The sequence below is a fragment of the Mesorhizobium sp. WSM4837 genome (genome assembly GCF_055811435.1).
In genome coordinates, this window is sequence record NZ_JBVVQE010000016.1 from 49461 (window position 1) to 63365 (window position 13905).

Annotated in this window: 13 protein-coding genes and 1 tRNA gene; 3 read left to right on the forward strand and 11 right to left on the reverse strand. The window is 63.2% G+C overall.

Annotation, left to right across the window (positions count from 1 at the left end; genetic code table 11):
- Window positions 1-69 precede the first annotated feature (69 nt).
- From AC0L3D_RS11840 to AC0L3D_RS11875, 8 genes are all read right to left on the reverse strand, one after another.
- Entirely contained in the window at window positions 70-813 is a 744-nt protein-coding gene (locus AC0L3D_RS11840; protein WP_128168494.1) for a competence/damage-inducible protein A, read from the reverse strand.
- 252 nt (window positions 814-1065) lie between these two features.
- Window positions 1066-1965, reverse strand: coding sequence for a carbohydrate ABC transporter permease (locus AC0L3D_RS11845; RefSeq protein WP_128168495.1), 900 nt, complete (start codon window positions 1963-1965; stop codon window positions 1066-1068).
- Between the two features lies 1 nt (window position 1966).
- Window positions 1967-2818 (reverse strand): carbohydrate ABC transporter permease, encoded by an 852-nt coding sequence (locus AC0L3D_RS11850; protein ID WP_287062084.1) that lies wholly within the window; start codon window positions 2816-2818, stop codon window positions 1967-1969.
- A gap of 206 nt (window positions 2819-3024) precedes the next feature.
- A complete protein-coding gene (locus AC0L3D_RS11855) occupies window positions 3025-4350 on the reverse strand; it encodes an ABC transporter substrate-binding protein (protein WP_128168497.1) in 1326 nt (441 codons plus the stop codon).
- 39 nt (window positions 4351-4389) lie between these two features.
- The gene (locus AC0L3D_RS11860; RefSeq protein WP_128168498.1) at window positions 4390-5478 is read right to left on the reverse strand and encodes an ABC transporter ATP-binding protein; all 1089 of its coding nucleotides are present in this window, start codon (window positions 5476-5478) and stop codon (window positions 4390-4392) included.
- A 279-nt stretch (window positions 5479-5757) separates the two neighbouring features.
- The gene (locus AC0L3D_RS11865) at window positions 5758-5997 is read right to left on the reverse strand and encodes a DUF2188 domain-containing protein (protein ID WP_023798198.1); all 240 of its coding nucleotides are present in this window, start codon (window positions 5995-5997) and stop codon (window positions 5758-5760) included.
- Window positions 5998-6028: 31 nt separating this feature from the next.
- Entirely contained in the window at window positions 6029-6322 is a 294-nt protein-coding gene (locus tag AC0L3D_RS11870; protein ID WP_287248156.1) for a DUF982 domain-containing protein, read from the reverse strand.
- Between the two features lie 101 nt (window positions 6323-6423).
- Window positions 6424-7527 (reverse strand): NADH:flavin oxidoreductase/NADH oxidase, encoded by a 1104-nt coding sequence (locus tag AC0L3D_RS11875; RefSeq protein ID WP_473644438.1) that lies wholly within the window; start codon window positions 7525-7527, stop codon window positions 6424-6426.
- Between the two features lie 189 nt (window positions 7528-7716).
- Here AC0L3D_RS11875 and AC0L3D_RS11880 point away from each other — a divergent pair, with 189 nt between their 5' ends.
- Window positions 7717-8295, forward strand: a complete 579-nt coding sequence (locus AC0L3D_RS11880) for an NUDIX domain-containing protein (protein ID WP_128168500.1) — start codon at window positions 7717-7719, stop codon at window positions 8293-8295.
- Window positions 8296-8405: 110 nt separating this feature from the next.
- Here AC0L3D_RS11880 and AC0L3D_RS11885 read toward each other — a convergent pair.
- Window positions 8406-8494 (reverse strand) — tRNA-Leu (locus AC0L3D_RS11885).
- Window positions 8495-9293: 799 nt separating this feature from the next.
- Here AC0L3D_RS11885 and AC0L3D_RS11890 point away from each other — a divergent pair.
- Both AC0L3D_RS11890 and ade read left to right on the forward strand, forming a co-directional pair.
- A complete protein-coding gene (locus AC0L3D_RS11890) occupies window positions 9294-9473 on the forward strand; it encodes a hypothetical protein (RefSeq protein WP_027156055.1) in 180 nt (59 codons plus the stop codon).
- 219 nt (window positions 9474-9692) lie between these two features.
- A complete protein-coding gene (gene ade, locus AC0L3D_RS11895) occupies window positions 9693-11504 on the forward strand; it encodes an adenine deaminase (protein WP_128168502.1) in 1812 nt (603 codons plus the stop codon).
- 25 nt (window positions 11505-11529) lie between these two features.
- On the opposite strand, the gene AC0L3D_RS11900 is transcribed toward ade, so the two are convergent.
- Together AC0L3D_RS11900 and AC0L3D_RS11905 are read right to left on the reverse strand one after the other, a co-directional pair.
- Entirely contained in the window at window positions 11530-12690 is a 1161-nt protein-coding gene (locus AC0L3D_RS11900; protein ID WP_473644440.1) for an alpha/beta hydrolase, read from the reverse strand.
- Between the two features lies 1 nt (window position 12691).
- Entirely contained in the window at window positions 12692-13759 is a 1068-nt protein-coding gene (locus AC0L3D_RS11905; protein WP_023798191.1) for an alpha/beta hydrolase, read from the reverse strand.
- Between the last annotated feature and the right edge of the window lie 146 nt (window positions 13760-13905).

Consider the following 13905-nt stretch of genomic DNA (forward strand, 5'->3'; position numbering starts at 1 on the left):
TTTGGGGCACCATGAATAAAGACAAGAAGGCGCGTCGCATGAATCCTCTCAGGCGCGACGCGCTTTGGATCAGTTGGCCGCGCTGGCGAGCCCTGCGACCATCGCTTCGACGTCGGCGCGGGCGGCGTCCAGCGCTTGCTGGCTGCGGGCACGGACGACCAGCTCGGTCCAGAACTTGCCGTCGCTGTATTTCGGGTAGGAGCCGATGATTGTGTCCGGATGCGCCCTCTGGATCTCGCCCAGCGGTCCGCCGACCAGGCCTTCGCCGAACGGACAGTGCACCGTGGCCGACAGCATTTTGGTGCCGGCCTGCAGCGTCGGCACGACATTGTCGAGCATCGCCTGGAAAATCGCCGGCACGCCGGCCATGACATGGACGTTGCCGATGCGAAAGCCCGGCGCGATCGACACCGGATTGTCGATATGGTCGGCACCGCGCGGCATCCGCGCCATGCGCTTGCGCGCCTCGGTGTATTCGATGCCGCGCGCGGCGTAGCTCGCTTCCAGCATCGCATAGGCTTTGGCGTCGTATTCGCAGGGCACGCCGAAGGCCCTGGCAATGGCATCCGCGGTGATGTCGTCATGCGTCGGACCGATGCCGCCGGTGGTGAAGAGGTAGGTATAGCGGGCACGCAAGGCATTCACCGCGGCGACGATCTCGTCTTCCTCGTCGGCAACGATGCGCACCTCCTTCAGGTCGATGCCGATCGCCGTCATGATGTCGGCGAGGTGGCCGATATTCTTGTCCTTGGTGCGGCCGGACAGAATCTCGTCGCCGATGACGAGCATGGCAGCGGTGACGATTTCGGGCATCGGGAGGCTCCGCAGAAGGTCAGTTGAGGCAGGCAGGTCGCCTGAGATAACGCGGCGGATGGTTGGCGGCAATGCGCCTCTTCTTCCTTCTCCCCTTGTGGGAGAAGGTGGATTGGCGCGCAGCGCCAAGACGGTTGAGGGGTGTTGGACGGAACGCTGTTGGTGCCAAGCTGGAACACCCCTCATCCGACCTCGCTTCGCGAGGCCACCTTCTCCCACAAGGGGAGAAGGGAGAAGGCGCCCCGCAGGGCGCTATTCCTTCACCGCTCCGGTCATCGAGGAAACGTAGTGCTCGACGAAGAACGAATAGAGCACCACCACCGGCAGCGAGCCGATCAGGGCTCCGGCCATCAGCGCTCCCCATTCATAGACGTCGGAGCGGACAAGCTCGGTGAGCACCCCGACCGGCACAGTTTTGTTTTCCGACGACTGGATGAACGTCAGCGCATAGATGAATTCGTTCCATGACAGGGTGAATGCGAAGATGCCGGCCGAAATCAGGCCGGGCACCGACAGCGGCAGCACGATCTTCATGAGGATCTGCCAGCGGCTCGCCCCGTCGATGAGCGCGCATTCTTCCAGTTCGAACGGGATCGAGCGGAAGTAACCCATCAGCAGCCAGGTGCAGAAAGGGATCAGGAAGGTCGGGTAGGTCAGGATGAGCGCGAACGGGGTGTCGAAAAGCCCAAGGTTGAACACCATCACCGACAGCGGGATGAACAGGATCGAGGGCGGCACGAGATAGGCGAGGAAGATCGCGAGCCCGACGTGCCGCGCTCCCGAAAACCGCAGCCGTTCGATCGCATAGGCCGCGAACACCGCAGCCAGCAGCGACAGGAATGTGGCGGCGGTGGAGATGATGATCGTGTTGAGCAGCCAGCCCGGATAGGACGTGTCGAACAAGAGATAGCGGATGTGCTCGAATGTCGGATGCACGACCCAGAACGGATTGAAATTGGCGTAGTCGGTCATCTCGTGATTGGGCTTGATCGCCGTGATCGTCATCCAGTAGAACGGGAACAACAGCACGATGACGAACACCAGCAACGGCAGATAGACCGTCACCACGCGCCGCGGCAGGCTCTGAAGATAGCCCATGCCGCCTTCGTCGAGTTCCTGCCGTTTCGTTTTCTTGATCGCGGTCTCAGCCATGTCAGTCTCCTCCGCCCTGCTGCCATTTGCGGCGTTGCAGGCCGAAATAGCTGAACAGGATCGCCGCAAGCAGGAACGGGATCATGGCGACCGCGATGGCGGCGCCCTCGCCAAGCTGGCCTCCCGAAATGCCGCGCTGAAACGACAATGTCGCCATCAGATGGGTGGCATTGACCGGTCCGCCGCGGGTCAGCACATAGATCAGCTGGAAATCGGTGAAGGTGAACAGCACCGAAAACGTCATGGTGATGGCGATGATCGGCGTCAGCAGCGGCAGCGTCACAAAACGGAACAATTGCCAGCGACTGGCGCCGTCGAGCGTGGCGGCCTCGTAAAGCGACTGCGGTATCGTTTGCAAGCCGGCAAGCAGCGTGATGGCGACGAACGGAATGCCGCGCCAGACATTGGCGGCGATGACCGAAGCGCGCGCGTTCTCCGGATCGCCGAGGAAATTGATGCGATGGTCGATCAGGCCCATTTCCATAAGTGCCCAGGACAGGATGGAGAACTGCGAATCGTAGATCCACCAGAAGGCGATGGCCGACAGCACCGTCGGCACCACAAACGGCAGCAGGATGATCGCGCGGAAGAACGATTTGATGGGAAGGTTCTGATTGAGAATGAGCGCCAGCCAGAGGCCGAGCGCGAACTTCAGGATCGAGGCGCTTATCGTGTAGAGCAAGGTGTTGAAGACGGAGAGCCAGAAGACGGCGTCATCCGACAGATATTGGTAGTTTTCGATGCCTATGAAGATACCGGGGCGACCGATGCGGGTATCCGTGAAGCCGAGCCAGACCCCGAGCCCGAGCGGATAGGTGAGGAAGACCAGCAGCAGCGCTGCCGCCGGCAGCATGAAGCCGAAGCTAAGCGCGTTCCGGCTGTCGGCCAGGAGCGACAGGCTCCGCGACAGGATCGACGGACGCGGCTGAACGGCAGCGGACGACACGGCCATGGGACGGCTCCTCATAGGGTCTAGTGGCATGGTGGCCTGAGTGGCGGCCACGCGATTTCAGAAACCAGACCGGGCAGCGCGGTCGCGGCTGCCCGGCTGCGCTGCGATCAAACGCGATAGTAGCGGTTGGCGCGTTTCTCCGCCTCTTCCATCGCCTCCTGCGGCGTCGCCTGGCCCGTCACCGCCTTGGCGAACATGTCGACCAGGACATAGTCGGCCATGGTCGCCGCCGAAGCGTAGCCGAGCGGCCCGGCATAACCGTTGGGACGCAGCGTCGCAGAGGCCTTGGCGTAAGCGGCATTGTTCGGGTCGGCCGTCCACACAGGATTGTTCTCGAAGGCTTTGAGTGTCTGGCAGCAATAGCCGGCGGAGGAGGTGATCCACTCTGCCATTTGCTGTTCCTCGAACATGAACTGCAGATAGGCCTTGGCCGCGTTGGGGTAGGGCGTGTAGTCGAAGATCACGGCCGTGGTCACCTGGAACAGCTCGACCGATTTTCCGACAGGACCGATCGGCAGGCTGGTCGTGCGCATGTCCTTGGCGATTTCAGCCAGTTTCGGATCATTGTCCTTGTTGGTCTTGGCCGTGTTATACACGGAAATGCCGTTGGCGATGACGCCCAGTTCGCCGGCCAGGAAGGCGCGGTTGTTGTTCACGTCGAGCCAGCTTTCGGTGCCGGGGATGAAGGTCTTGTAGAGTTCCTGGGCGTATTCGATCGCCTTGAGCGTCTCGGGGCTGTTGATCGTCACCTTTCCGCTCTCGTCGACCATCTGGCCGCCATGGCTCCAAAGCAGCCAGTGAGCATAGTTGTTGCCGTCGCCGACGCCATGGCCGTGCGTGAAGCCGGCCGGATGGCCCTTCGCCTGCAAGGCCTTGCAAAGCTCGAGGAAGCCCGCCGTGTCCTTCGGAAACTCCGAGAAGCCGGCCTCCTTCACCCAGCTTTCCCGATAGACGATGGCATTGCCGATGGTGGCCAGGGGCAGGCCGAGGAATTTTCCCTCCCGCGTCGCATATTGCTTTGGTCCGTCGTGCCAGCCGCCATATTTCGTGCCGAGATACTCACCCAGTTCCGACACGTCGTGCAGCTTGTCGGGGTACTGGTGCGGGTCGTCGAACCAGACCAGCATCAGATCTGGACCGGAGCCGACATTGGCGGCAACCGCCGCCTTGGGGCGAATGTCCTCCCAGCTTTCCTTGTCGACGCGGACCTCGACGCCTGTCGCCTCGGAGAACCGCTTGGTGTTGGCCAGCCATTGGTCTTCATCGCCCTGAACGAACGGCGACCAGCGCAGCATGCGCAGCTTTGCGCCATCTTCGGGCTTGTACGTCAACCCCTCCTGGGCAAAGGCGGAAGAGCCGACGAAGCGGCTTCCCAAGGCTCCCGCCGCCACGCCGGCGGTCGTGCGGATCACGTCACGTCTGGTGAATTTCATGCTCGTTTCCTCCTGTTTATTGTCCTTGCCTTATGGATCCTACTGCCGGGCGCGCAGTTCGAAGCGCTGCCCGGTTTCGCCATGAAAGAGATGGATGAGGCCCGGCTCGGCCGTGAGCCGTACGGTCTCGCCCGGCGTGAAGGAATGGCGCTCGCGGAAATTGGCGACGATCTCGTCACCGCCGGCCGTCCGGCCGATGAGCTGCACTTCCGACCCGGTCGGCTCGACCACCACGACGGTGACTGGAATGCCGTCGTCTTGGGATAGCCGCAGATGCTCGGGGCGTATCCCCAGCACCACCTGCTCGCCGCTGCCGGTCGACGGCACTGCGGCCAGCGGCAGGGAAATCCCGCCGGAGCCGCGAAAAGACGGTGAGCCGCCATCCGTCGCGATTTCGCCCCGCAGCATGTTCATGGCGGGCGAGCCGATAAAGCTGGCGACAAAAAGGTTGTTGGGCCGGTCGTAGAGCTCCAATGGCGGCCCGATCTGCTCGACGATGCCGTCATGCATGACGACGATCTTGTCGGCCATGGTCATCGCCTCGATCTGGTCGTGGGTGACATAGACCGTCGTGGTTTTCAAGCGCTGGTGCAGTTCCTTGATCTCGGCGCGCATCTGCACCCTGAGCTTGGCGTCGAGATTGGACAGCGGCTCGTCGAACAGGAAGACCGCCGGATCGCGCACGATCGCCCGGCCCATGGCGACGCGCTGGCGCTGGCCGCCGGAAAGCTGCCGGGGATAGCGCTCCAGCAATGGCACCAGCCCCAGGATTTCGGCGGCGCGCTTGACGCTGGCAGCGCTTTCGGCTTTCGCAGCACCCTTGAGCATCAGCGAGAACGCCATGTTCTCGGCCACGGTCATGTGCGGGTAGAGCGCGTAGTTCTGGAACACCATGGCGACGTCGCGTTCTTTTGGCGCAACGTTGTTGACGACGCGCTCGCCAATCGCGATCTGACCGCGCGAAATCTTTTCCAGGCCGGCGATCATCCTGAGAAGGGTCGATTTTCCGCAGCCCGACGGCCCGACCAGCGTGACGAACTCGCCGTCCTCTATATCGACGCTGACACCGTGCAGAATCTCGACGGTTCCGAATGATTTGTAGACATCGCCAATCGCGACAGACGCCATCGATTTCCTCCCGAATGCTTCCTGCGACGTCTTCGAAGGAAACCGCTTTCCTGACTGGCCGCGGCAGTTCCCAAAGCTCCTCCCTGGTCACGCGCGATGATGAAACGGTAGCGCTACCAGACTGCCCTGTAAAGCGGCTGCGTGGCAAGCGCCCTTCTTCGTCGCGCCTGATCGTGAGCGTTCCCAGCGGGACTGTAATTCGCCATGTCCGGGATCATAGCAAGAGCATGACTTGTCAAGCCCCAGCTCTTGAAACCGAGGTGCGAGAACGACACCAGCCTAATCGGAAACTTCGGTTTGCGGCCGGTCCCGGCCGTCGGCGAGCTCGTCGTGCCATTTGCCTTCGGCGTCCTCGTACTGGATGCCGTCGGTGGTGCCGGCGACCTGCTGTTCGGCCGAAGCGATCTCGGCGGCGCGCAGCGCGTCCTCGTGAGTAGGAAACGTCTCCGAAAATGTCTCGCCGACCTTATAGGCCCAGCCCCCGTCATGCTCGACGATCTTGTAGGTCAGCTTGGCCATGAAATCCTCCAGTGGAAAAAGCTCGGGTTGCTCAATGCGGTTTGCGGTCGGGCAGTTTGCCTTCGGGCAATCTCTCTTCGGGAACCAGCACGTCCGATTCCATGGCGGCCTCTACCAATGCCCGGCGCGCATCCGCTGTCGAACGATAACCTTCCAGCACTTTTAGGCAAGTGTCGAGAGCATCGCGATGCCGAGGGCCACGATTGAGCGGCCAGACGGTCATCAGGCACTCCGCAGCTTCCTGGGTGCTGCGGATCTCACGGTATTTGCCGACACGGCCAAGTTCGACCACGACCGGCTTTTCAAAAGGCTTGCTGTCCATCATCGCCGCCAACGCGGAGCCGCTGATTTGGTTGCACGCCCCTCGGCGTGCGCAAATGTCTCGGGGTAACGGTCGTTGCGGCGGCGGCCCTGCAATCGGGCCGGTCAGCCGGCCGCCTTCATCCAGTGCTGCATCGTCGTCACCGAGCGGGCAAGCTGCGGCGCCGGCTGGATTTTTTCGCCGAAGGTGGCCGCGGCGCGCCACGCCCACCGCGGATCGGCGAGGAAGGCGCGGGCCAGGGCCACCATGTCGGCACGGCCCTCGGCGACGATCGCCTCGGCCTGCTTCGGATCGTCGATCAGGCCGACGGCCCTTGTCGGGATTCCGGCGCCGTTGCGAACGGCCTCCGCCAGGTGCACTTGGTAGCCGCGACCTGCCGGCAGCTTCTGCAGGGGCGAATTGCCGCCGCTCGAGCAGCAGAGATAGGCGACGCCCGTTGCCTTCAGCGCCTTGGCCACTTCGATTGCGTCGTCGACTTCGAAGCCGCCATCGACCCATTCCTTGACCGACAGACGCGCCCCGAGCATCAGCCCGGGCACTGCCTTTCTCACTGCCTTGGCGATCTCGACGACAAAACGCATGCGGTTTTCCAGCGAGCCGCCCCAGCGGTCGGTGCGCTGGTTGGAAAGCGGCGACAGGAACTGGAAGATCAGATAGCCGTGCGCGGCGTGCAATTCGATGAAATCGAAGCCGGCACGTTCGGCCCGCCTTGCCGCCTCGGCGAAGCGTTCGATGATCTGCAGGATCTCCTCATCCTCCAGCGCCCTCGGCACCTGCCAGCCCGTGTCGTAGGCGATTGCCGAGGCCGACACGATCGGCCAAGGGTCCTGATCGGCGTTCAGCGGCCCGCCGCCTTCCCAAGGTTTCTGGTTGGAGGCCTTGCGGCCGGCATGGGCAAGCTGCGTGCCGAACCTGGTGCCGGGAGCAGCGACGCGCTTGGCCGCATCCAGCGCGCGCCGGGCGGCCGCCTCGTTGTCGTCGGAATAAAGGCCGAGGCAGCCATGCGAGATGCGGCCGCGCCGCTCGACGTCGGTCATCTCGACGGTGACCATGCCGGCGCCGGACATCGCCAGGTTCATCCAGTGGTACAGGTGCCAGTCGCTGGCCGAGCCGTCTTCGGCGGAATACTGGCACATCGGCGCCACCGCAATGCGGTTGGGAAAGGTCAGGCCGTCAAGCGTGATCGGCTGGAAAAGGGAAGGGGTCATCAGGAAACTCCGGGGAGGGGCTGTCGCTATTTAGGCAATGGATTGCGCCCGCGCCATACACGAGGCGGTGAAGCGCGCCTCTGCTGGATGAAGCCGCGATCCTTCGCTGTAGCGATTGCCCTGAATTGCTGTCGGGATTGCGCGAAGGCCCGATCACCGCTACGCCTCGCCGGCAACACGGAGTTCACCATGGAAGACCGCATTCGCATCCGTTCGGAGGAAGTCCTTTCCGACGACTGGGCAGTCCTGAAAAAGACCGTCCTCGATTATCGCCGCCGCGACGGGCAGTGGGAGACGCAGATCCGCCAGACCTACGATCGCGGCGACGGCGCGGTGATCCTGCCTTACGACCCGGAGCGCTCGACGGTTCTGCTGGTGCGGCAGTTCCGCTACGCGGCCTACGCCACCGGCCACCGCGAGCCGCTGATCGAGGCCTGCGCCGGCCTGCTCGATGAACACGATCCCGAAACCTGCATCCGCAAGGAGGCGGAAGAGGAACTCGGCTATAGGCTGAAGGACGTCGAACGGCTGTTTTCGCCCTTCATGAGCCCCGGCAGCGTGACCGAACGGCTCTGGTTTTTCGTCGCCCGCTATTCGCCGACCGACCGCATCTCCGACGGCGGCGGCGCGCCGGACGAAGGCGAAGACATCGAGGTCCTGGAAATGCCGCTCGACGAGGCGCTGGCCGGCATCCACGACGGCCGCATCATCGACGCCAAGACCATCATCCTGATCCAGCAACTGAAGCTGAACCCGATCCGGGTGTGATCCAAGCCGGAACCTGCATGCACCAGCGCTGTGGCGTCGGTTGCTGGTGCGGACGACGGGAATCGAACCCGTACGATCAGAGATCGAGGGATTTCAAGTCCGAGGTGAGGTGGTGCGAGCGACGGGGATCGAACCCGTAAGCCATTGTAGTGGCGGCAGATTTTAAGTCTGCTGAGTTTACCAGTTTCTCCACGCTCGCTGGCACAGTTGGCCCTGTTTGGCACAGCCGTGTCACTGTGTCACGAAGGTTTCTCAGCAGGATTGGCACGGGCAAACTTGGTGCGCTGCTGCGGTGCAGAACCTTTTGATGGCGGAGCGAGGCGCCCCCCTCTGTCCTGCCGGACATCTCCCCCACTTGGGGGGGAGATCGGCAGCTTCACGGACAGCGTCCTTTTTTGCCAGGTTGGTGTTGGCGAAATCAGTGATGAAGGCCGATCTCCCCCCTCGTGGGGGAGATGTCCGGCAGGACAGAGGGGGGCGCGAAGGATCGCTACGGAGCGCGTTTATTCTGAGCCGTTGCATTCTTCGGCGGATGTCACGGAATGATCCCAGGGTCTGCGCCGCGTCGCTAGGATGACGAAGGCGCGGCGGCTTTCGGCCAATCGCAGACGTTGGAGAATTGGCGGCTGCAGGCCGGTCAGCAGCGACGGGCCATCCACTGATTCAAACTTGATCAAAATCATCCCGGAACCATTTCGGAGCGGCTGAGTTTCGGGCTAAAGCTACTGGAACCCCTGACATGGCAGAGTTTGACGCAGGACAAGGGAAGTCTGTTGCCAACGCGGTACGGCGATTGCTGCGTTCCGAAGACTTATCGCCGGCACTTGCACGGCGTGCTGAATCTTGCCGTCGACCCACGACTGCCCAGCACCTTTGTCCCATTGTTTGAGGCGCTTGATCAGGCCGGGCGGGAACCGTTTAGGCATTCCCGGAGCTCAAACGAGCGATAACCGAGTAAACGCGCTGATTTCTCCTGTACCCGCTATTTTCTCCACCCCATGACTCAACGCTATGACATTGAGAAGACACCTGAAGGCACATGGGACATCATCGATGTGTTCACGGGACTGCCGGTTGTCGAGGTCGGCGTCCCGTTGATCGACATGCCGATCGAAGAGGCCGACGATCTGGTCGAGCTTCTCAACTGCCGCGACAGGGAACAACGGGGCGATACTTGAGCGCCCGATTTCCTGATCGAAACTCCCGAACAACCTGATTTGCCGCAAACGGACCCGCCTTCCGGTTGAGGCATTTTGTCGTGGACGGCGCCTCGCAGCGCCGCCGACGGCGCCTCCGGCAACGACAGGTGAAGACCGCGTAGCCGCACACGACCCACAAGTTCCCCGCTGGTCAAAATCCGCGCGGCTTGGCACAGTCGGGAAAACAGGAGTCTCCTCATGGCGAAGACCGCGCGTGCGACGAAACCAAAACCCTGGGCCGAGGCGGCGACGCATCTGGTCGACGTCGCCATGGGCAGGAGGCCCGCCGATCTCGTCATCCGCAACGGGCGCTGGGTCAACGTTCATTCCGGCGAGATCATCGCCGGCACCGACATTGCCATTGCCGGCGGCCGTTTCGCCTATTGCGGGCCGAATGCCGGCCATGCCATCGGCCAGGGCACCAAGGTGGTCGACGCCGGCGGGCGCTATCTGGTGCCGGGCCTTTGCGACGCTCACATGCATGTCGAGAGTGGCATGGTGACGGTGACGGAGTTTTGCCGCGCGGTCATCCCGCATGGCACCACCTCGATGTTCATCGACCCGCACGAGATCGCCAATGTGCTCGGCCTGCCGGGTGTGCGGCTGATGCATGACGAGGCCGTCGTCATGCCGATCAACGTGCTTGTGCAGATGCCGTCCTGCGTGCCTTCGGCACCTGGGCTGGAGCATGCCGGCGCCGAGCTGACGGTTGCCGATGTGACCGAGGCGATGGGCTGGGAAAACATCGTCGGACTTGGCGAGGTGATGAACTTTCCCGGTGTCGCTGCCAACGATCCGGTGATGGCCGGCGAGATCGCCGCGACGGTGAGGGCGGGCAAGACCGTCGGCGGCCATTATGCCTCGCGCGATCTCGGCCTGCCGTTCCACGGCTACGTCGCCGGCGGCCCCGAGGACGACCACGAAGGCACGCGCGCCGAGGACGCCATCGCCCGCGTCCGCCAGGGCATGAAGGCAATGCTGAGGCTGGGCTCGGCATGGTACGACGTTGCCTCGCAGATCAAGGCGGTGACGGAGAGCGGGCTCGATCCGCGCAACTTCATCCTGTGCACCGACGACAGCCATTCCGGGACGCTCGTCCATGAAGGCCATATGGACCGGGTGGTCCGCCACGCCATCAGCCAAGGGGTGAAGCCGGTGACCGCGATCCAGATGGCGACGCTCAACACCGCCCAGCATTTCAGGCTGGAGCGCGAGCTGGGTTCGATCGCGCCGGGGCGGCTCGCCGATCTGCTGATCGTCTCCGATCTGGCCGCAATGACCATCGACGAAGTCTATGGCCGCGGCGTCAGGCTGGCCAAGGGCGGTAAGCTCGACATCGACATTCCGGCATATGACTATCCGAAGACGGCAAAGAACACCGTCAAGCTCGGCAAGAAGCTCAAACCGGGGGATTTCGACATCGTGGCGCCTGTCGGCGCCAACGAAATTCGGGTGCGGGTCATCGGCGTGATCGAGAACCAGGCGCCGACGCGGGCGCTCGAGGCCGATCTTCCGGTGGAGGACGGGCTGGTCGCCATGGACCGTCGCAACGACGTCTGCCAGATCGCGCTGGTCGAGCGCCACCGCGGCACGGGAGGCGTCACCAACGCCTTCGTCTCCGGCTTCGGCTATATGAGCGACTGCGCCATGGCCTCCAGCGTGGCGCATGATGCGCACCACATCATCGTCGTCGGCACCAGCAAGCAGGACATGGCATTGGCGGTCAACCGGCTGGGCGAGGTCGGCGGTGGCGTCGTGCTGTTCTCCAGGGGCAAGGAACTGGCGCTGGTCGAAATGCCGATCGCCGGCCTGATGTCGGACGAGCGCGCCGAAATCGTCGCCGCCAAGGCCGACAAGCTGACCGAGGCAATGCGCCAGATGGGCTGTTCGCTGAACAACGCCTACATGCAGCACTCGCTGCTGGCGCTGGTCGTCATCCCGGAACTGAGGATTTCCGATGTCGGCCTGATCGACGTGACGACGTTCCAGAAAGTCGAACTGTTCGTCTGACAACGACCAAGGGCGTGCCCGCTCCTCATCTGCCGGTGGCGATGGTCAGCACCTTGAACGGCGTGGTGATGACGATCTCGGCGACGGAGCCGACGGCCTTGCCGATGCCCTGGCCGAGATTGTTGATCGGCTGCGCCGGATCGACCTCGTCCGATGCCAGGCCGGCCGGCGCGCGCAGCCGGTCGCCGAGTAGCTGCACCAGGAATGGGTTGTCGGCGAATTTGGCGTGGTTCAGGCGGTCGCCGCCTTTGGTCTTGCTCAAGTCGACCACCGACACGCCATAGCTGGCGAGGTCGGCCGCGTCGCCATAGTCGCCGACGCGCGGCTTGTCGCCGGAGATCAGGGAGGACAGCCTCAGGGCGCGATCGTCGCCCGAAAGCAGGATGGCGAAAGGCTTGTCGGGCTTGCCGTAACGGATCGTCTGCTTCTTGAATACATCGACATCGATGTCGGGCGAGGCCAGGATGACATAGCCGAGCTTGTCGCCGAGATCACGGTCGCCGGTGATGGCAAGCTGGCGCAGCGCCTCCATCGTCACCCAGGTGCCCATCGAATGGGCGATGATGTCGATGCTCTTGGCCTTGGTCTTGGCCAGCATCCGCAACGTCTCTTCGAGATCGTCGCGCGCCGCGTTGGCGCTTTCCTTGTCGTAGATATAGCCCGTGGTCTTGCCGCTCGACGCCCATGAGAACAGCACCGGCGTGCCGGAGTATTTGGTGTCGTGCGCGATCTGCGTCAGCCGGTAGATGCCGTCGTCGAAACCGTTGTTGAAGCCATGCACGAAAACCAGGGCGCGGTCGCCGCGCATGGCGATGTCGGCGCCGACCGCCTTGGCGAATTGCGGGGCGCCTTCGTAGAATTCGACCTCGGTTGCCGTGAAGTCCTTCGCCGGGTTGCTGTTGGCGGAGCCCCTGACCCGCTCGACGGCGCCGACCTGATGGGTTTTCGGGACGGTGACTTCGACACTGGCAAAACTGGTGGTCGGTGAACGGTCACCGTCGAACACCTGCCGCGGGTCCTTCGTCGCCTTTTTTCGGGTGGTGGCGACGAAGATCTCATGCGTGGCGGCGATGTCGGAGGCAGGCACCGTCACGGTCGTCGTGTTGAGAAGGTCGTGGGTCTTGCGGCCGGCGCAGCCGGTTACCGCGAGCGCCAACGCTACGACGAGACAAGTCTTCGAACGCACCTCACTGCCCGAGCAGACTGATGCGGTCGGTCACCTCGCGGTCGCTGGCAAATCCGTCATCCTCGCGCAGCCGCTGGCCGATCATCTTCACCAGCTCGGGGTTGTCGGCAAATTTGGTGTGGTTGAAGCGATCCGATCCCTTGACGCTGGAGAGATCGACGACGCTCACGCCATAGTCGGCGAGGTCGGCCGCGTCCTTGTAATCGCCGACGCGCGGCCGCGAGCCGGCGATCAGGCCGGAGAGCCGCAGCGCACGGTCGTCGTCGGACAGTAGAAGGATGAATGGCTTGTTCGGCTTCCCGTAGCGGCGCATCTGGCTCTTGAACACGTCGACATCGATGTCGGGCGAGGCCAGCACGACGTCGCCGAGCTTGCCGCTGAGATCGCGGTCGCCATTGATGGCGAGCTGGCGCAGCGCTTCCATAGTAACCCAGGTCCCCAGCGAATGGGCGACGATGTCGATGCGCCGCGCGCCGGTCTGCGAGAGCATTCTCAGCGTGACTTCCAACTGGTCGCGGGCAGCACTGGCGCTTTCCCTGTCATAGACATAGTCCCGGGTCTTGGCGCCCGATGCCCAGGAAAACAGCACCGGCGTGCCCGGGTAGCCGGAATCATGGGCGATCTGGGTGACGCGGTAGACGGCGGCGTCGAAGCCGGTGTTGTAGCCATGGACGAAAAGCATGACGCGGCCGCCGCGCGCGGCGATGTCGGCACTGAGCGCGTTGGAGAATTTCGGTGCGGTGTCGTAGCCGACGACGTCGGAGGCCATGAAATATTTGGCAGGGTCGTTCGACTTGCCGCGTGAGCGCCGCTCGATCTGACCGGCTTCGTGGGTCCCCGGCACGGTGACGTTGACGCGGGCATAGTTCAGCGTGGCCGAGCGCTCGCGGTCGAAAACCTTGCTGGGATCGTCGGAGCGCTTGCGCGTCGTGGCGATGAAGATGCTGTGGTTGCCGGCGATATCGGTCACCGGCGCCGACACCATGGCGCTGCCGAGCAGTTCCTCGGTCTGCCGGCCGCCACAGCCGGCAACGAGCAAGGCAAGGACAAGGATACAAATCTTCTTCAACTCTAGAATTCCACTCCGGCCGAAAGGCTTGATCCAACCTCCGCGACCCCTCCCGGACAGCCGAAGTGCGGCAGAAGTAAGTCGTTTCCTGCCGAAATGCGCTCAGCGGCTTGCGACAGTCATCGCACTGTTGCGCGAAAGCCAAA